19 protein-coding genes and 2 pseudogenes are annotated in these 17,163 nt (G+C 56.3%); 10 read left to right on the forward strand and 11 right to left on the reverse strand.

Features of this window, described 5'->3' with window-relative positions:
• Nucleotides 1-398: 398 nt before the first annotated feature.
• A complete protein-coding gene (locus EV130_RS03720) occupies nucleotides 399-1,031 on the reverse strand; it encodes a glutathione S-transferase family protein (protein WP_132659294.1) in 633 nt (210 codons plus the stop codon).
• Between the two features lie 326 nt (nucleotides 1,032-1,357).
• On the reverse strand, nucleotides 1,358-1,945 hold the full coding sequence (locus EV130_RS03725; RefSeq protein WP_074064121.1) for a TetR/AcrR family transcriptional regulator: 588 nt from the start codon (nucleotides 1,943-1,945) through the stop codon (nucleotides 1,358-1,360).
• Nucleotides 1,946-2,112: 167 nt separating this feature from the next.
• On the opposite strand from EV130_RS03725, the gene EV130_RS03730 reads away from it, so the two are divergent.
• Nucleotides 2,113-2,511 carry a RidA family protein gene (locus EV130_RS03730; protein WP_132659296.1) on the forward strand — a complete coding sequence of 133 codons (399 nt, stop codon included), beginning with the start codon at nucleotides 2,113-2,115 and terminating at the stop codon, nucleotides 2,509-2,511.
• 438 nt (nucleotides 2,512-2,949) lie between these two features.
• Here EV130_RS03730 and EV130_RS03735 read toward each other — a convergent pair whose 3' ends face one another.
• On the reverse strand, nucleotides 2,950-3,630 hold the full coding sequence (locus EV130_RS03735; protein WP_165918481.1) for an eCIS core domain-containing protein: 681 nt from the start codon (nucleotides 3,628-3,630) through the stop codon (nucleotides 2,950-2,952).
• 707 nt (nucleotides 3,631-4,337) lie between these two features.
• The gene (locus EV130_RS03740) at nucleotides 4,338-4,667 is read right to left on the reverse strand and encodes a hypothetical protein (RefSeq protein ID WP_132659300.1); all 330 of its coding nucleotides are present in this window, start codon (nucleotides 4,665-4,667) and stop codon (nucleotides 4,338-4,340) included.
• A gap of 122 nt (nucleotides 4,668-4,789) precedes the next feature.
• Here EV130_RS03740 and EV130_RS03745 point away from each other — a divergent pair, with 122 nt between their 5' ends.
• Nucleotides 4,790-5,875 (forward strand): acyltransferase family protein, encoded by a 1,086-nt coding sequence (locus tag EV130_RS03745; protein ID WP_074064124.1) that lies wholly within the window; start codon nucleotides 4,790-4,792, stop codon nucleotides 5,873-5,875.
• Nucleotides 5,876-6,987: 1,112 nt separating this feature from the next.
• Entirely contained in the window at nucleotides 6,988-7,176 is a 189-nt protein-coding gene (locus tag EV130_RS03755) for a hypothetical protein (RefSeq protein ID WP_074064126.1), read from the forward strand.
• 304 nt (nucleotides 7,177-7,480) lie between these two features.
• On the opposite strand, the pseudogene EV130_RS03760 reads toward EV130_RS03755, so the two are convergent.
• Nucleotides 7,481-7,733, reverse strand: a pseudogene (locus EV130_RS03760) (YMGG-like glycine zipper-containing protein).
• A 547-nt stretch (nucleotides 7,734-8,280) separates the two neighbouring features.
• Between EV130_RS03760 and EV130_RS34385 the strand changes: the two are divergent.
• On the forward strand, nucleotides 8,281-8,460 hold the full coding sequence (locus tag EV130_RS34385; RefSeq protein ID WP_483475591.1) for a hypothetical protein: 180 nt from the start codon (nucleotides 8,281-8,283) through the stop codon (nucleotides 8,458-8,460).
• A gap of 646 nt (nucleotides 8,461-9,106) precedes the next feature.
• Nucleotides 9,107-9,589 (forward strand): transcription elongation factor GreA, encoded by a 483-nt coding sequence (gene greA / locus EV130_RS03765; RefSeq protein ID WP_132659304.1) that lies wholly within the window; start codon nucleotides 9,107-9,109, stop codon nucleotides 9,587-9,589.
• Between the two features lie 392 nt (nucleotides 9,590-9,981).
• Here the strand turns inward: greA and EV130_RS03770 are convergent, their stop codons facing one another.
• Together EV130_RS03770 and EV130_RS33160 are read right to left on the reverse strand one after the other, a co-directional pair.
• Nucleotides 9,982-11,502 carry an FAD-dependent oxidoreductase gene (locus tag EV130_RS03770; protein ID WP_132659306.1) on the reverse strand — a complete coding sequence of 507 codons (1,521 nt, stop codon included), beginning with the start codon at nucleotides 11,500-11,502 and terminating at the stop codon, nucleotides 9,982-9,984.
• Nucleotides 11,503-12,089: 587 nt separating this feature from the next.
• On the reverse strand, nucleotides 12,090-12,245 hold the full coding sequence (locus tag EV130_RS33160; RefSeq protein ID WP_245520010.1) for a hypothetical protein: 156 nt from the start codon (nucleotides 12,243-12,245) through the stop codon (nucleotides 12,090-12,092).
• 31 nt (nucleotides 12,246-12,276) lie between these two features.
• Here EV130_RS33160 and EV130_RS33165 point away from each other — a divergent pair, with 31 nt between their 5' ends.
• Nucleotides 12,277-12,543 (forward strand): hypothetical protein, encoded by a 267-nt coding sequence (locus EV130_RS33165; RefSeq protein ID WP_245520011.1) that lies wholly within the window; start codon nucleotides 12,277-12,279, stop codon nucleotides 12,541-12,543.
• Nucleotides 12,544-12,590: 47 nt separating this feature from the next.
• Nucleotides 12,591-12,902, forward strand: a complete 312-nt coding sequence (locus EV130_RS34190; protein WP_074064130.1) for a twin-arginine translocation signal domain-containing protein — start codon at nucleotides 12,591-12,593, stop codon at nucleotides 12,900-12,902.
• A 239-nt stretch (nucleotides 12,903-13,141) separates the two neighbouring features.
• Here the strand turns inward: EV130_RS34190 and EV130_RS03785 are convergent.
• Together EV130_RS03785 and EV130_RS03790 are read right to left on the reverse strand one after the other, a co-directional pair.
• A pseudogene (locus EV130_RS03785) lies at nucleotides 13,142-13,590 on the reverse strand (VOC family protein).
• 19 nt (nucleotides 13,591-13,609) lie between these two features.
• The gene (locus EV130_RS03790; RefSeq protein ID WP_074064131.1) at nucleotides 13,610-13,966 is read right to left on the reverse strand and encodes a hypothetical protein; all 357 of its coding nucleotides are present in this window, start codon (nucleotides 13,964-13,966) and stop codon (nucleotides 13,610-13,612) included.
• A gap of 1,020 nt (nucleotides 13,967-14,986) precedes the next feature.
• On the opposite strand from EV130_RS03790, the gene EV130_RS03795 reads away from it, so the two are divergent.
• From EV130_RS03795 to EV130_RS03805, 3 genes are all read left to right on the forward strand, one after another.
• Nucleotides 14,987-15,289 carry a hypothetical protein gene (locus tag EV130_RS03795; RefSeq protein WP_074064132.1) on the forward strand — a complete coding sequence of 101 codons (303 nt, stop codon included), beginning with the start codon at nucleotides 14,987-14,989 and terminating at the stop codon, nucleotides 15,287-15,289.
• Nucleotides 15,290-15,442: 153 nt separating this feature from the next.
• Entirely contained in the window at nucleotides 15,443-15,751 is a 309-nt protein-coding gene (locus EV130_RS03800; RefSeq protein WP_132659308.1) for a hypothetical protein, read from the forward strand.
• Between the two features lie 203 nt (nucleotides 15,752-15,954).
• Nucleotides 15,955-16,257 carry a hypothetical protein gene (locus tag EV130_RS03805; RefSeq protein ID WP_132548955.1) on the forward strand — a complete coding sequence of 101 codons (303 nt, stop codon included), beginning with the start codon at nucleotides 15,955-15,957 and terminating at the stop codon, nucleotides 16,255-16,257.
• Nucleotides 16,258-16,672: 415 nt separating this feature from the next.
• Here the strand turns inward: EV130_RS03805 and EV130_RS03810 are convergent, their stop codons facing one another.
• Entirely contained in the window at nucleotides 16,673-16,855 is a 183-nt protein-coding gene (locus tag EV130_RS03810) for a DUF2934 domain-containing protein (RefSeq protein ID WP_074064134.1), read from the reverse strand.
• Between the two features lie 57 nt (nucleotides 16,856-16,912).
• Nucleotides 16,913-17,065 (reverse strand): hypothetical protein, encoded by a 153-nt coding sequence (locus tag EV130_RS32455; RefSeq protein ID WP_165918482.1) that lies wholly within the window; start codon nucleotides 17,063-17,065, stop codon nucleotides 16,913-16,915.
• Nucleotides 17,066-17,163: the final 98 nt, after the last annotated feature.

Below are 17,163 nucleotides of genomic sequence, written 5' to 3' on the forward strand. Positions count from 1 at the left end.
AAGGGGGCACAAAGGCCGTGATTCCGAGTGCCGCGGGAATTGGGATGAGCGCCCGCCGCACGCGGTGCGACAGGCTCGCCATTTTTGAACCTTTTGGACGAGCCCTCGTCGTATCCGGTTAGAACAGAGGTGATCTGTTTTGCGCGTCCTCCTGCCTACGCCGCCGAAATCGGAAGAGGCTCTCCGATCGATCTAGTACAGATGCTCGATCAGCGCGTGCGGACTTGCGGCCGAAATCGACAACGCTCCTCTCGCTGGCTGCATTCACGCCGCCCAAGCGAGATGTTCTGCGCGCTCGGTCCGAGCCAGGCATGTGAACGCAGGAAGACGATCTCGCCGGGATCACCTAGTCGCTGTGACGATTACGCCTAGATTGGTACATGCAGGCATCGCCACGATCAGGCAGCAGGTTGGAGCTTTGCGATGGCTTCGGCAATCCGCTGCGGCGCCTTGGGTCGCGCGTACATCCGCTCAAGATAAGCCTTGAGATTTGGACAGCCGTCAACCAGCCCATTTTCATTGCCCCAGTCCACAACATAGGCGGTGACGCAATCAGCGATGGTTATTTTGTCACCGACGATGAACGCCCGCCCGTCCATGTGACGCTCAAGTATTGCTGCCATCGCCATAAACTCTTCTCTTGCGAGAGCTATATCCTCTGGCAGTCGTTTGTCTTCGGGATATAGGAAGGTGTGCTTGGCGATCCGCCACAGCGGTTGTTCAAATTCGGTGATTGCAAACATAGACCATCGATAGGCCCGCGCCCGCTCCCTTAGGTCGGTGGGCATAAGGCCTTCGGCACCATATTTCTCTGCTAAGTACATGACGATCGCGGCGGATTCTGTAAGTACAAGGTCACCGTCAACCAGCACTGGGAGCTTTCCGGCGGGATTGAGGCGCAGGAAGTCCGGGCGACGATTTTCGCCAGCCAGGAGATTGACGGGCACAAACTCGAATTCCACATCAAGCTCTTGAAGGGCCCAAAGTGCGCGAAGCGAGCGCGTCGGACCTAGTCCGTATAGTTTCATCATGTTGATTTCCTCCAGTTTCAAACAGGCGGCGTCACGGTGGGATGGGAAGCAAAATGCTTCGGCGGGCCCGCGACAATCAGCATCTCCATTCTCCATTCTCGATTGGTCGTCGCATTCAAAGGACGTTGGAGGAGACACCGATCCGACAGAGGTCGCAAAAAATCAGCCGTGCTGCGTCACGAGATCGAACCGGTGACGAAGGAGCGTTGCGTTGCCACTCCACAGTGCGCTTCCCGACGTTGCTGTCGCATTGAGCATGGCCATACAGAGCATGCGGGCGGGCAGGCACACGGTCGCGACATCCCGTGAGCGTCGAGGAGATCACGTCAGCCTGCAAGCAGACCTGTGGCGAGATAACGGAATGCCTGAGCCGCTTTCGGAAAGACATCTTTCGGATCTTCGCTGGCCGCAATCCACAGGGCTGCATTGAGCGCGGCACCATTCAGCAGCCGTGCGGCCGCCTCTGCGTCCACTGGCTTCAAAACGCCTTGCGCGATCAGTCGCTTTACTGTCTGCTTTGTTGCCTGCAAGCAGCTGCTCTGGCTGGGCCATTGCGATGGATCTCCGAGGACCGCTGGCCCGTCGAGCAGAACGATCCGCTGTACTTCGGGATCGAGCGCCATTTCGATATAGGCCGTACCCTCAATGAGTAATCCTTCCCAGGCGTTTCCCGCTCGGCCGCCGATCTCCTGTGCCCGGAAGGCCATTTCAGCATCTATCTGGTTGACCACTGCAGCCAGAAGTCCACGCTTGTCTCCGAAGTTGTGATAAAGCGCTCCCCGGGTGAGGCCGACCTCTGCGGTAAGCTCGTCCATTGAGGCGGCAGCATAACCTTTTTCGGCAAATGCCTTTCGCGCGGCCGCAACCAGCTTTGCGCGGGTCTCCTCCATCATCTCGACGCGTCGTTTTGCCATAAATTCTCCTGCTTTCACATACGTGACGTATACTCATTGACATACGATGCGTATGTTTGGTATTTAACATACATAGCGTATATCAATGATGGAAGACCCTGGGAAGTTCCCCAAGCAGTTTTGCTCATTGTGTGCCCCACTCACCAGGATGAAAGAGAGATCAACAAATGACGCAACGCGAAGCAATTTATCCTGCCAATAGGCATGCACTTTACCAAGCACACGGCTATTCGGCCGCGATCCGTTCCGGCGACCTCCTTTTCGTCTCCGGCCAGGTCGGCAGTCAATCCGACGGGACCCCCGAACCTGATTTCGAGCGTCAGGTCGAACTGGCCTTCGACAACCTGAAGGCAACACTGAAAGCGGCAAGCTGCACCTTCGACGACATTATCGATGTGACCACGTTCCACACAGATCCCGAAAACCAGTTCGCGACCATCATGGGCGTCAAGAACAAGATCTTCAGCAATCCGCCTTATCCCAACTGGACCGCAATCGGTGTGAACTGGCTCGCCGGTTTTGATTTCGAGATCAAGGTCATTGCCCGAATTCCTGAAGCGGCATAAGCTTCTTGCGAGAGAGCGGATCGCCACGCTTGCAGGGGCCTGCGGGGCAGGTGAGTGCCTTCGCTCGCGGCGTGTTAATGGCGTAAGCCGAGTAGATGCTGCCCCTGTCGCAAGCCATTGCACATGCCAGAGCAGCCCTCATGTCCACAAGGGGCTCGCGCTACTGTCATGCGCGCGAGAACATGCACTAACCTGATTGGGCGCCCATTGAATTCTTCTTCTGACGACCCATATGGAGGCTACCACCCAAATGTGATGGCATCCTGCAGCGATCTTGTCGCGCGTTCGACGCTATCCGGGTCGGCGAAGGGCGCTCCCCGGAAGGGTCGAGCGCCCTTCGGATTTCAGAGCTTCAGGCATCTGGGCACCGATCAGCCCTGAAGTTCCCCCGCATACCGTGCGTCCTATTCTACAACCGACTGCATTTGCCCCGAGGCTCTATGGCTTGAGGTACAGTGGGCGTCGGCTCGCTGGCGAGCGCGTCCGTGGCTTTGTCCTTTTTTTCATCGTATCGAATCGGTCAGTGGCGGCGTATGCTTCGTCCTCAACAGATTTCCAGTCTCTCAAATATCGTATGGAAAAACTACGCGTTCCCCAGTCCCGAAACTGCTGAACATGCGTAAGCTCATGAACCCATAATCCAGGATCGTTTGCTCCAGCTTCATCTCTGAAAATGATGGTGTCGATCAAAGTAACCGCGTCTGCATTGCCGTATCGAATGGCCAAGTCAGCGATGTTCAGGGGGGCGCTAGCACCAATTTTGTAAGTCACCATGTCATAGATCTGCTCGTCGTAAAAGTTTCCGAGCGCTCGGCGAATCGCCGCCGGCATTGGCATCACCGCGCTGGAGCGCGCGGTATTTCGCGATACGATGATCCATTGCTCCAATGCCGCAGCTGCGGTCAAGACTTGGGCCTCCGACCGAACGCGATCCAACTCCTTTCCAATATCCGCGATCTGCCAGCCGATACGACCCAAGACATTTGACACGTCGCTTTCCGCATTGCCCGCTTCTCCTTGGACGTCGCGCGGAAATTGTTCGGGATGGCCTATGTCGCCAAGCCGAGCCCACCCCACAGCAAACGACCCAGTGAGTAATATAATCGTCATTGTCATCATGACGCAGGGTTCTCGTGAATTCGGCCACCGACAACAGCTCGGCACAATATCACAAGACGCTAATGTTATCACTTGCGCCCTCAATCTCGCCAGTTTCCCTTCGAATGAAGTCCCGCCCGTTCCAGTGGAGCCTCGCATTCAGATTGTATCGAGGCTGCGTGGCCTCATTGTCGCCCAAGGTGACGGGAGAACCGACACCAGGCCTGGGGCCCAGCAGCGTTGGAAAGTGCGGTAATTCGCCAATCTTGCAAGTGATCGCATGCGATGAGGTGTTAAAGTGCTACCCCACTTCTCGTAAGCACGAACTTTCCCTATAGCCGACATCTAAGCCCATGTGACAAGGAAGGCGATGGATAATGCGCCCGGGGTGTAGCGAGCTGCACAAACACAACTCACTAGGCAACACGGCGCTGCCCATACAGTGGGCTCGGCTTCACCGTCTCCTTCTCATGTTCGCCGAAGCCACGGCACCTGGGCCGCGTTTGTCCCCTGAGAGTGCCGGTTGACCTATTTTCGCATGATTGGCTGACCGAATTTATAAGAGGCAGGTCAGTGCCAAGTAGTTACTTTAGACGAGTTATAAGGAAGCCCAGGATTCGCTACCATTCTATTTCCTGTTTGTAGAGTGCAGAATGTGCGGTGTGACAAGTTGAGACTCAGCTTAAGAAGAAGAACTTTCAGGCTGATTGTCGCGGTTGCGGCGCTCTTTATTTTCCTTCTGCCGCTATCCGGACGGCACCAGCTGGTGCACGAACGTAGCTCTGGCGGTCCGATCTCAATTCCTTTGGCAACTCATGCAAAACACCCGGTCGACTGCAGTCGACATATTTTGCTGGCGGCGGGCGCCGCAGCTGGAAAACAATGTTCCGGCACCACTCCTGAAAAAATCTATCCATCGCGACAATCATTTCGGGGCTTTGGCGTTTTCGCAGGCGCATTCTTTCTAAGAGAGCCGATCCACAAACGATATGGATGGCTGCGATATCGAACCGCCCCAAGCGTCCGTATTGGCCATTTGATGCGCAGACTTCTTTCATCCCACAACCTCCTCAAAACGGCAGGAAGTGGGTGAAGACTGCGAAAGCTGAGCTGGTGGATTGGCGGCAGATCGACGTGTGAAGGCTGCCAACGAACGACGAATTTCGGAAGGAGGGGGATAATGAGCAACGCGAGGCTCGGCAGACGAGGGAACACGATCTATCCGGTTCAATATCTCAGAGCGTTTGCCGCAACGGCGGTCGCAGTCTATCACATTGGTTTCATCTTCGGCTGGCAATGGCGTCCGCTTGCGGCTGGTGTCGATTTGTTCTTCGTGGTCAGCGGCTTCATTATGTGGTCGGTTACGGCCGGGAAACTTATGAGGCCTGTCGAGTTCCTTGCGCATCGATTTATTAAGATCGTCCCGCTCTACTGGCTCTTCACTATAATTTTTGTGGTTGGGGCGCGTTTGTCTCCAGGCTCATTTGATCAGGCGTCCCCGACGGTCTCTGAGGTTGCGAAATCGCTGCTTTTTATTCCTTATTCCGCCCGGGACGGCGTTGACGGACCAGCACTCGCCGTCGGATGGACGCTCAACATGGAAATGTATTTCTATCTCATTTTCGCGTATGGTTTGGTGCTAAAGGAAGGGCGCCGTCTAATCTACCTCACAATAACCCTGGGAACTTTGATGCTGGCGCGGTTGCTCTCCAGCGAAGTCGCTTCGCTAAAAGTTGTCGCCTCGCCATTACTGTTGGAGTTTTTTGCGGGCATATTCATCGGCGTCTGGCACCACTCCGGCAGGGCTCTGCCGAAAAACGCGCACATGCTTCTTATCGCATTGGGATTAGCAGGTGTCGCGCTGTCGTTCTGGTTGGGAGCGCCGGCGAGCGGATCCAAAAGAGTCTTGCTGTGGGGATTACCCGCAGCACTCCTGTTGGTTGGCGCACTTTCGTGCGAGCGCAACGGGAGACAACGCAAGATCGAGTTTCTTCGTTATATCGGCGATGCGTCCTATGCACTCTATCTCTCGCATGTCATCACCATTGCTTACTGCAGGTATATCCTTGACAAAGCCGGATTTGAGGCGAGGGACGCATCGCTTAGTCAGCAGCTGAGCGTTTTCGCCATCGTCTTCATTGTGTGTATGGCTGTTGGGATCGCATGCTACTACGCACTCGACAATCCATCTCATCAGTGGATGAAGCAGCGGTTGCGGCGTTATTGGGAACGCCCGATCACCAGTGCGCGCACTCTTCGACCGTGAGCCCCCGTGCGCGATAGTCGCATTCTCTCTCGGCCACTCCAGCCGATGGGCCGATCTCTCGTCGGCCGAGCTACCAGTTTGATCTGGAGCCGGCCAATCCGAAAAACTCTCGCCCAGCGTCTGTAAGATGGGCTGAGGCCCCGGATGCCTGGGATCGCCCTAGGCACACGGCACGGCAACGAGATCGCAAAAACTCGTGCAAAGGTCCACTCCCCCTCGACGCCATCATGTGCTCCGGTGCCGAATATACGCACGAGTGGCTCTCTGGCATTCCATTCATCACCGACTGCGATTTCATTTCGCTTGCCGACAACCTGGGAAGGTGAATACCAAATCGCCGATGCGCAGGCGAACTCCTGGATTTCCATCTTGGCTTCCGCGGCACCCATCATGGCGCGCTTATCGACGTCTTAGGCGCGATCGATAGGACCGCGTTACCCTCCCCCGGTTCGTTGCTGCCATGCCCCCATAAGGAAAAGGCGATAGATCCTGCTACGAATAAAATGGATATGACCGATATCCAGTCCTTGCGAAGAGTGACGCCACCAACGCTGGTAGATGGAATGTCTGCCATGTCTGCCCCTTTGCCTGTCACCGTCCCCTGGGGTAGCGTTAGACGGTCAGCACGCCTAACGAAGACGCCAGAATGACGCCCCTCGCAACACATAGCGGATGCAGCCAAGCTTATGCCCTTGCTCGGCTCAAAGTGTCGCCGGGAATGTTGTGACATTAAGCCAGTTTAGCACGGAGTAGAAAGCTATCCCTTTTAGTTCGCCTTCGGTTGCCTTTTGGTTCTTCTTAGTACGCCTTTTGGTTGATCCTATCGATCTTGCAGCACTTCGCTGAACCGCCAACTCCAAAGATCTTCGGTCCTTCAACGAAATGCCGATCCTGCGAGCGGGCGTCTAGAGCTGATCACCTGGAAGCGCTGGATGTTCCACGCCGCCCGTTGTCAAAATTCAGGGCCATTTTAGGTGCCTAGAGTTTTCGAATCCCAGGATCAGTTCTCCAGCGTCGCTCTTGGCGCGGTCGCAGACGGTGGCCAAGGAGCGGCGGAACGAAGTCCGAATTTAACCGTTGAACTTACGGCAGCAAGACGCGGAGGAAACACAATGGGTATCGAACAAGCCCCGACAGAAAAAGGTAGGCAAGCCGCACGCGGACTGAGAAAGAGCACTGCAAAGGAGGAAAAGAAAATCGAAGCCGAAAAGGGTTCTGACCTTGCAAAGGGGGCGGAACGCTTTGAGGAACGCTCGAAAAGCTCCGACGGCAAGAGCGCGGGGAAAAAGCAGCGCCTGTGATCCAATCGGTGTGAGCCGATTGAGATAAGCGCGTGGAGTCTGGGTGACGGCACCCCGACGCTTTGTAATTCACCTACTTCATCGTCGCATTGCCGCTGCTTGGCCTGATTGAGACACTGTGTCGGCTGCCGTGGCAGTTGGCTCAAGCTCTGTTTGAGAGGAGCAGGGGGAAACAGGAGACCACCTTCCTTGCCGGCATCGGGGGCCGGGACGTTCCGCCGAACGGAAAACCGTCCCCTTGTGTTAGAAAGGAGGCGGCTGTTTTCTTGTCAGACCAGGAAGTATCTCGGACGGCTTGTCCGCTTTAACGGCAACGGGCCTCGTAGCGGCGACCATAGCGATCACGATCAGTAGCCACGGTGTTCCGTCGAGCGTCCGATCAAAGCACCGACAAGCCCGCCTGCCACTGCACCAACGGCAGCACCACCCCAACTATTGGAGACGACACCACCGATGATGGCGCCCGATCCGGCGCCGATCGCAGTTCCTTGTTCGGTCGCAGTGCAGGATGCCAAGGTACCTACTAATACACTGACAAGAACGATTCTTTTCATCATTTTGGTTGCTTCCTAAATTCAATTCTTCGAACGACAGTCAGCAGATAGCCCGAGCGTTCATGGAAGTCCAGAAGCCAAGGCCGAGCCAGGAGGTGCTCGCGTTCCTACAAAAAAGGGGCCTTCCCGGCGGCGGACCGGGAAAGCCCTTAACCCTTCGCGCGGCTTACCGAATCCGTGCGCGTCAGGCTGCCCACAACATGGATCAAGCTTGCCGCAAAGAATATTGGACCGAAGCCTGAAAGTCGCTGGACTTTGGTCTTATTTGAGGTCCCCACCATGCAGGCACTCGCGGTAGTGCCAGCACAACTGGCCGTAGCGGCCGGCATCTCTGCGACTGCTGAATATCGCATAAGGTGGGGCTGACCCAGCCGTTCTCGCCCGCTATAGATTGGCGATGCTGGGTGGGTCCAGATTCAGCTAACGTTTCGTCCCCAGGTCTCCGCCACGCGAAGGCGTGGGCGAGGCGTATGAGTTAATCGACCTTCAGCTTTCTCCTTGGGGCTGAGGGCCATAGAAGCCCTGGGTCTGAGTTCAGGAGACACGGTTCTTGAATATTGGATGCGGAGCTGGCCAGACCCTTCTCCAACTTGCCGAGCGGGTCGGAATTGAAGGGCGGGTGATCGGTGTGGACGTGGCCCTCTTGCACACAGGCGCGGTTGATCCAGGCAGATCCCCAGTTTCTGGATTTCTGAGAGCGTGGATGCCGTGTTCTCGCGATTTGGTGTAATGTCCCGGTTGAAGCCTTCGCCCAACTTCCGCCGAATTCTGAAGCCGTCAGGCGCTGGCGTTTAGCTGCTGGCGCCGGCTTCAGGACAACGAACTGGATCACCTTCCGCCCTCCGCAGCTGGAATACAGGCCACCGTCGACGAAGCGCTATCAGCTTTGCTGACCCCGAACACATTCGCAGCATCCTTGAGGCGGCTGGATTCGGAGAAATCGTCATTCAACGCACGATGAAAAGGTATCGAGCAGCGATCTCGGTACTCTGGAAGGATGGGTCACTCGATTCGGGAGAACTCCGCTCTGCAAAATGACGGCTGAGCCCTTGATACGGGAGGCACTGGTTGCCTTGGGCGATCCCTCCAGGATAGAGCTTTTGGCTTCAATCTGGATCACAAAGGCGCGGGCCGGAGCGATGATCCGGTAATGAGCCTCCTACTATCCAGAAAGCTTCGCTGTTGACGGTGAAATGTCCATTCCTGGCGGCGCAAGGAGGAATGTGACAATCCTGCAAAAATCCTCTCGTCGTCGGATTGGGATAGAGGTATCTTATCTGTACGCGACCATCGAAAAATCGCAATAAAAATCGAGCTGCGCACGTGACGGATCGTCGATGTCGTTGGCCAGTCTATTGTCTAAACGGAGCCTAAGATTGAGCACCGCGTTCACAAAGGAAGAAAGCGCTGAAACGGCTTCGGAAATACTGCTGCCCGACCGTCCGATTTCACCTCACCCGAACCTGGTTACAGCCGCGGGATTGAAGGCTTTGGAATTGCAGCACCAAGAAGCCCGAGAAGCCTACGATGCCGCAAGTACAATCGAAGACGTGAATGAACGGCGGCGGCAGGCAGCAATCCCCTTGCGTGACATGCGTTACTTTAGCGAGAGAATTCGTACTGCGCAGGTTGTCCCTGAACCTATTTCATTTGACATTGTCGCATTCGGGAGCACGGTAACGTTCCGCCGCGACGACGGCCGCGTGCAGAAATATCGCATTGTTGGAGAAGATGAAGCGGATCCTAAGTCCGGATCGATATCCTTCGCATGCCCTGTAGGAAGGTCTATAATGGGCAAAGCTATTGGAGACATCGTCAATTTAGGTGACCAAGAACTCGAGATTCTTGCCATCTCCTAGAGAAGCTAGTGCCCCCACCGATCGCCAGCGACAGCCAGATTCTGGCCGGCGCGACAGTTTCATGTAAGAGGCATGTCCGGCGGAAAAGAAGCACCGTTTCGATACCCGGACCTTGCCAAACAATGAGGCTGGGCGACGGACGGAACAGACTACCAATTGCCCGAGCCGCAAGACCTGCGCCTGCGCCAGGTGAGCTTGTCGCTCGGACTTTCATGCATAGCTCTCGGCGACCGAGCGGAGTGGTCGATCCCGAGCCAATTTGAATCATTTGCTCTGTCGCCACAATGACGTGGGAATTCACCTGGAACCCGATCCTGTTGCACATCGTGTACAGATCAACGACGTGGCGTCCCGCATCTCGAGAATGAAATCCGTCTGAGCTCTGTAAGGATCTACTGGACATTAGCCAAGGGAGACACAGCCGGGCCGTTCAGAGCAGTACCATCGGCGGCAAATTGCGAACCGTGGCAAGGGCAATCCCAGCAGCGCTCGAGGGAGTTCCAGTGCAAGTGGCAGCCTATATGCGTGCAAGACGCCGAACGTTTGTAAAGCGTGCCATCTTCGTCCCGGAAGGCGGCGATCTTGCTGAGGCCCACGCGGACGATGGCACCTTCTCCCGGCCGCAGCTTGTCAAGAGAATCGATTTCTCCAGGCGCGATATACTCTGCGAAATTCTTGATCGCCGTTGCGTTTTCGACGAGGTAATCGCCAATCGCCTTTGAAGTCTTGCGGGATGGCTCGTAGAGTTCCCGCCAGCGGCTGTTGCCATTGAGAATTAGATCTCGGATCAGCAGAGCACCCACGACTCCATGTGTCATGCCTTCGCCGGAATCACCAGTCACCACGAACACCCGCTCGTTGCCTGGATTGCGACCAATAAAACCTGCGTAGTCGATGGTCTCCATCACCTGCCCGGACCACCGATGGGTCTCGATGCCAAGATCGGGCACTAGACCTCTGATCCAGGACGTCAAGGCCGCGAACCGCTCGTTGCCGTCGTCAGCCGCGCCAGTCTTATGGTCTTCACCGCCGACGATGAGAAAGTCCGTTTCGCCGTCCCCCGGCTGCAGACGCACGTAATGGTAAGGGTCTTCAGTATCCCAATAGAGCCCATCTGGGACCAAACCGCGCCCGATTTCGAACGACATTGCATAGGTTCGGTAGGGCGATTGCTTGGTGTGGAGGGCGACACGGTCATTGATTGGCGAATTGGTCGCCACAACAGCCCATTTTCCAGTGGCGACAAAGCCCGAGGCTGTTGCCACGCGGACACCGCCGTCTTTTTCCTCAACCTTTTCGACTATTGTGTCCCGATAGACGCCGCCACCGCGAGCGCGAACGCCGTCGGCCAGCCCGCGCAGATATTTGAGCGGGTGGAATGTCGCCTGACGGGCATAGCGAAGGGCGGGTGCCGCGGAGAACCCCGCAAACGGCAAGCCGGCGGTTCTTTCGACCGCGACGCCGAGTTGCAATGCGGCCTCGAGTTCTCGCTCGAGCTCAGCTTCCTGCGCTGAAGTCGACGGGAAAAGAAACCCGTCGACACGTCTGAAATCGCACGCGATCGCCTCTGTCTGCTGAATCTCCTCAATGCGATTGATCGCGGCAGATTGACTCTCATGGAAGAGCCGCGCCAGCTCACGCCCCCGCAGACCAATGAGTTCGGAAAAATAGTCATCGCATACCGATGTAAGATGCGCGGTCGTGCGGGCAGTCATGCCGCCTCCGATCTGGCCGCGATCGATGACTGTCACTTTCTTCCCAGCGAGAGCGAGCTCGTAGGCCACGGACAAGCCGGCAATTCCGGAGCCGACAACGACGACATCGGAGTGGTCGTCGTGGGGGAGCGGAACGGCATCAGGCGCAACGTCGATCTGCGCCCATAACGGAATGGTTCTTTCATCGCTGACATTCATGGCCAACCTTCTCCAAAAACCTACACCCGCTAAATAGGAGAAAGAACGTAAATGTTCCCGCGAACCTTGCCCCGCGGATCCTGGGATCACTCAGGTTGGAGGCTGCCCTGCGGATCCCATCGCAGACGGTTGTCCTGACCACGCGCAATCACTTTCTAGCCTTCGCGCAATTCCCGAGCCTTACCGAAATGCCGCCGCAAGTGAGGTGAAGCTTTGTATATTAGATACGTTTAATGTATAGTGAGTTTTTCTTTTGTCGGAGATCGGATGTCGCTGGTCGGGTTGTCGACCGCGGGGGGCGTGACATGTCTCGAAGCTTCCTTTACGTGGTAAACTTCCCGGTTCTTCTCTCTTCGACTTTGCTCCCAGCCGCTGCTCAAGTGAGCGGGAAAGGCGAGATGCGGGAATTCGACGCGGCTGCGGCGGAGCAGGCGAGACGCTATCTGGAGGAGGGCCGAGAGACGTTTCGCTACGATACGTTCGGCAGCGAGGATTTTTGGGGAGGTAGGCTGAAGCTTCATGAGGCGATTGCTGGCGAAAAGCTGGGCGGCAAAGGACCTGGTCTCAGCCCGAAAAGGGCGCTCGAGCTAGGCCTGAAAGTCGACGTAAACGCTATCCCGAAAGACGTAGCCGGAGCGCTGAATAGAGGCAAGGCAGATCTTGCCGATCCAGCCAGCACCCTTGTCCTGCTCAAAGCCAACGCCGTTGTCGGGCGTGACCGGCTTCTTTGCCGCCGATGGCAAGACCCTTACCTCGATAGGAATTCAATGCGCCGTGTCCCACTCGACCGTCGACGATGCCTACGCAGCAGGCCTCGGGGCGAGACTGGACGGCCGGCCCAATCGCGACCTGAACATTGGCGCAATCGTCGCGCTCGCACCGGACCTGACCGCATTCACCGAGATGCTGCAGATTTCCGAAACGGACGACGGCCGGTTCGCGGCGCTTCAGGACGTCGTCAGGCACTACGAGCGCCACCTCAAACTCGGCCTCACCGATGAGGAGAAGAGCGATCTGATCGAGTACCTGAAGTCGATTTGACCGCTGTTCGACAACGTTGACAGCATAGGTAACAGGGAGGCAAGATCATGAATAAGGGGAAAATCCCGGCGCAAGGCCGCTCAAGCCAGGCCGTATCCCGACGGAAGTTCTTGAAAGCGGCGATGGCCGGCGTCGCGGTTGGTGGTGCAGCTGCGCTTGGTTCTTGCATGACGCGCCAGCCTGCCGCACGCGGGGCCGGAACGACGCCGAAGTCTGTGGCGCGCTACCAGAATTCGCCGAATAAGGGACGACGATGCGGCGGGTGCACCCATTTCCTGGAGCCCAATGCATGTGAGATCGTTGCAGGTGAAATCAGCCCTTATGGCTGGTGCCGCTTCCACGAGCCGCGGCCGGCCTGACAGGTATGACCCAAGATAGACGCGCCCGGTGAGCAGGATTGTTGAGACGATTGCGCCAGCCTCATCGCTGGGCGAGCGTCTTCTGTTCTCCAGCGCAGAAACGTGTTTTCGGGCCAAAACACCACCGCGTCGGATGGAGTGCTGCGCATCAATCTCGACAGTTCCTGCGGTGACCGTTTCGGGAGAAAGAAAAGGCCAGCCTGCCCCTCGATCTGGCGGCCACAGGACGCCACCGAGCGTCAACCACGCCGCGCCGCCTCGATTGCGGCGACGTTGATTTTTTTCATCGTCATCATGGCCTCAAACGCTCGCTTTGCTTCGTCACCGCCAGCCGCAAGCGCTTCAGTCAATCCGCGGGGAGTGATTTGCCAGGAAAGCCCCTTGTCTTTGCACCAGCCGCACGCGCTCTCCTCGCCGCCATTTCCGACGATGGCATTCCAGTAGCGTCGGTCTCCTCCTGGTCGTCGGTGGCGATCTGGACCGAGGTCGGTCCCCCGTTCAGACCGAGACAAGGAATCCCCGCAACTGTGAATTCGACCGTCAACACATCGCCCTTTTTGCCGGACGGATAGTCACCGGATGCGCGGTGCACGGCACTCACCATGCTGTCGGGAAAGATCTCAGAGTAAAAGCGAGCAGCAGCCTCGGTGTCCTTGTCGAACCCGGGGCAAATCGTATTCTTAGCCAGATGCGATTGACAAGCCGCATCAGGGAACTAGCCCTTCCGCCTTAGCGCTGCGAAGAACCGTCTCGACCGCGTTGTCAGGATCGCCGTCAGAGGTAAACCACACAGGTTTTCCCGAGACATCTTCCGAGTTACGCATGGTTCTGAAGACGCCGCAGGAAAGCCCGCTTTCGCAATCTATGGCGACCTCGAACTGACCCATCGGCGAACTGAAGGCCATATCGTAGGCGCCTGCCACGAAGAGGCGTTTGCGATCCAATCCCGAGCCGGTTTTTAGCGCGTTGAGCAATCGTGGATGCGCTTCAGTAATGGCGACTTCGCAAGGTGGCGTCCAATAGGTGCCTTGTTCCAGTTCTCTCTTGATCGGCTGCCGGGGCATGATCGTTCTCCCCTTACTCAATTTGTTGCAATGGGCGGTCGCTCCACCGTTTGTTCCTATTATGTTCTCATCGTGATCAGAGTCAACAAATCTTTGGAGGTGCGCCGCAAGGATCGAGCTACCGAGACGGCTCATCGACTTTAAGAACAAGGTTCTGACCGGTCGGCACTTGTGGAGTTTCGCCCCATTGCTGGTGCGTGAATACGGCATGTTCTCCAGGTCCGAGCCCATTTTGGGTCAGCTCGAAACAAGATTCGTGACCAGACTCGAGATGCCGACGCCTGGTTCAGCCCAGTCCCAGGACCCATCGGCTCCGTGGGAATGCGCGGTTCAGTGAGTATTCAGGGTATGTACATAGACTGCCGTCGCCGACGAGGGCGGCGCTAAAAGCCAGCGGGCATGTTCGCGGTTGGAGTAAAGAGCAGCTGAATGGAAGCCGGCGTCACTCCTGGTGCTGCGTCAAAGCGTATTCCGGAGCTTTGTGAAGCTGCGACTCCTTCTTAACGTTCGGGCGATTGCTTCTTCGGTAGACCTCGCCAGCCGCTGAATTATCCTAATCTGGCTTCGCATGGCGGCGTCCAAGCCGTGAGCGACTGTGACTCTAAAGCAGGGGTATCCCTACGATAAGGATGACGACCAGTCCTGCCATCACGAGCGACGTCTCGATCAGAAATATCGCTACTTGTCGTCCGGTCATGTCTGGAAAAATAGCTTTCATTGACGCGTCTCCTCGCAATAATTTTCCAATGTAAGTACCATATCATAGGAACTTGTGGAATGTTCTTATTTTAATTGCGGCGAAATGCCTTGCTTAAAACCTAATCAAAGCGCACAGTATTTCTGTCGGCAGCATTTGAAGCGGGCGCTGCCGCAAAAGGGTTAAAATCCTTCGCCCCAATCAAAGGAGGACGTGATGTCTTCCATGTTCCATCATCACTATTCCTTTGAACACGTCGCAATCAGAATCCTGGTCGCGCTCAGCTTCGCCTTCATCCTGTTTCTGATTTCAGGGGGCTGGCTGTGGTAACCATCCTCTACGTCGATGAAACTGCAGCTATCGAGGGCTCGACGCTGCAGCGAATTCTGAAGCGAGCCAATTATGCGACATCTGACATGGAAGCCGACGAGGGCCCCGAGCGTCACGAGGAGGTCGAGATCATCCGCCGCATTGAGGCCGGCACGATCCCCTCGAAAAGCTACCCGCCCTCCTTTCGGCGTAGGCAAAGCTCAGACCCGGATGCACTGGCGTCGTGGGAGAACGAAGGCGGCGCAACCAGCGCGCGTTCGGCGGCAGCCTCGAAAGCTGCGGAGAATCGAAGGTGACTGGCGCACCGACCAAAGAGCTGCCCGATCCGGCCCAGATCGCGTCAGGGCTAAGGCTATAAACGCATGAAGAGAAAGCTGACCGGGACGGAAAGATCTCCTGGCTGCGCGGCAAACCCTGTCGCCTCTGCATCAAACCAGACGGAGTCTGCCATGAACAAAACAACTGAAACCGAGATCAGGTTCGATCATTCGTTTCTCATTCAATCTCTTGTTATGCCACTGGCAGCCGGGACATACCGGCTAACGGTGGACGAAGAACGGATCGAGGAACTGTCCTTTGCCGCATACAGGATATTAGCCGCTCATCTGGAAATTCCGTCAATTGAAACGCCTTCGCTCAAGAGGCAGCATTTGCAAGTCACGCGAGCGGAAATCGATGCCGCGCTGCTGAAGGACCAGCAAGCCGCACGATCGCCAGCGGGCGAAGATCATCTAAGTAGGGAACGCAGCTCTTCATGACTTGCCACCGAACCGCGCCGAGGAGTCGGGCATGTCGTCCGTGGAGGAAGACTTGATGCTGTCGTCGTATATGAGCATCCTTGAAAGTTATTGTTTGCTTTGTCTATTCCGAGGGCGCATGGTCTAGCCTCCAGCAGTAATCATTACGGGCGCTGCTGTTTGAGGGTCGTGAGACCCTTTGCCCCGACCGAAAGGAGGATGTCATGTCTTCCGAAACATCCATTAAATATATGACGAGCGACGACCTCAACTTACTTCAGGGCGTGCTGAAGGATGCTGGCTATACGGACGATGTTCTCTTTGATCAGCCTCGACCCTTCCCCATCGCAGCCCGGCTTCTGATTGGCCTGTTTCAAGAGGGAACGACCAGTCCAGCCGAACTGACTATCCAGCTCGAACGGCACTTCGGTAAGCCTAACAAAGAGGCTGTTACGCTCGGAGCTCCGCGTTTCTCTCGCTTTGCGATCCAAGGGCTTCCGGCGCAGCCATCTGGCTCGACCCATTAAAGCCACATTCAAATCCAATGAGCGACAGAACCTGTTTGCCGCGCACTGAGAAGGGGACGCGACCCCAAAGTACGCGCCGAACTGCCTGGCGACTCAGGTAACTGTGAGTGGGATGCCGATTTAGACTTAGGCTAAGAACATGACGTAGTCTTCGTATGCACCCAACCACGAGATGGATTTCGTCAGGTGACAGGCACGTACTCTCCAACCGCCCGATCATTTCCAGCATCGCAGCTTTGCACCCGCACGCGACAGAAACGTAACACATTCGCAATAAGCGCGCTTTCAGGGTTTTCTATCATGTCTGTCCCTCGTTGTGGGATCATCGTAGAAGCCAGTGCTTTAGCAAGCGGACCGAACACAAACGTTACAATCGCCTATCGGCGAGACGCCTCGCGACTACGCGAAAGCGCAGTTAACCAGTCGCGTCGTCTTGCGGCGTCCGCCAAGGGTCCTTTTCCACTTGCGGAGGGGATTGCCCTTCCATCTCCTTTATGGCGAGCTCCCAATTTTCGCGGTCTTTTCCTTCAGGGCAGCCCTCCCTTTCCCAAATAGCGTAAGCGCGGGCTTTTACTTGTTCTTCCTTGGATTTCTGCATAGCGCTATCCTTTCCTGGTCGCTCCTGTCACGCATCGTGAGACACACGTCAAATAGCTCACGTCCTGAGCAGCAAATGCCCCAGGACGGCGACCGAGATGAACATTGCGACAAGAACTGCAAAGTATGTCGCTATCGAGCGGAAGTTGGTTTCCCGGATCAGGCGAACCGTGTTTTCACGATAAGAACGGAGCGCTTCGGTGGTTGGCATGTTAGCCTCCTTGAGCGTGGCTACGATGAGGAACATCGAATGGCCGTGTGGTCAAAAGACCGCAAAAAGATGACGCGCCTTTAACGGGGAATAGTCAA

Origin of the sequence: Rhizobium azibense, assembly GCF_004342325.1 — a bacterium.
GTDB classification, from domain to species: domain Bacteria; phylum Pseudomonadota; class Alphaproteobacteria; order Rhizobiales; family Rhizobiaceae; genus Rhizobium; species Rhizobium etli_B.

Excerpts from the sequence above, each read along its gene's own strand:
- EV130_RS03720 (WP_132659294.1), bottom strand. The coding sequence starts at position 1,031 with ATGATGAAACTATACGGACTAGGTCCGACGCGCTCGCTTCGCGCACTT.
- EV130_RS03740 (WP_132659300.1), bottom strand. The coding sequence starts at position 4,667 with ATGAAAGAAGTCTGCGCATCAAATGGCCAATACGGACGCTTGGGGCGG.
- EV130_RS03805 (WP_132548955.1), top strand. The coding sequence starts at position 15,955 with ATGTCTTCCGAAACATCCATTAAATATATGACGAGCGACGACCTCAAC.
- EV130_RS03730 (WP_132659296.1), top strand. The coding sequence starts at position 2,113 with ATGACGCAACGCGAAGCAATTTATCCTGCCAATAGGCATGCACTTTAC.
- EV130_RS03745 (WP_074064124.1), top strand. The coding sequence starts at position 4,790 with ATGAGCAACGCGAGGCTCGGCAGACGAGGGAACACGATCTATCCGGTT.
- EV130_RS03770 (WP_132659306.1), bottom strand. The coding sequence starts at position 11,502 with ATGAATGTCAGCGATGAAAGAACCATTCCGTTATGGGCGCAGATCGAC.
- EV130_RS03790 (WP_074064131.1), bottom strand. The coding sequence starts at position 13,966 with ATGCCCCGGCAGCCGATCAAGAGAGAACTGGAACAAGGCACCTATTGG.
- EV130_RS03810 (WP_074064134.1), bottom strand. The coding sequence starts at position 16,855 with ATGCAGAAATCCAAGGAAGAACAAGTAAAAGCCCGCGCTTACGCTATT.
- EV130_RS03755 (WP_074064126.1), top strand. The coding sequence starts at position 6,988 with ATGGGTATCGAACAAGCCCCGACAGAAAAAGGTAGGCAAGCCGCACGC.
- EV130_RS03800 (WP_132659308.1), top strand. The coding sequence starts at position 15,443 with ATGAACAAAACAACTGAAACCGAGATCAGGTTCGATCATTCGTTTCTC.
- EV130_RS32455 (WP_165918482.1), bottom strand. The coding sequence starts at position 17,065 with ATGCCAACCACCGAAGCGCTCCGTTCTTATCGTGAAAACACGGTTCGC.
- EV130_RS03725 (WP_074064121.1), bottom strand. The coding sequence starts at position 1,945 with ATGGCAAAACGACGCGTCGAGATGATGGAGGAGACCCGCGCAAAGCTG.
- EV130_RS03735 (WP_165918481.1), bottom strand. The coding sequence starts at position 3,630 with ATGATGACAATGACGATTATATTACTCACTGGGTCGTTTGCTGTGGGG.
- EV130_RS34190 (WP_074064130.1), top strand. The coding sequence starts at position 12,591 with ATGAATAAGGGGAAAATCCCGGCGCAAGGCCGCTCAAGCCAGGCCGTA.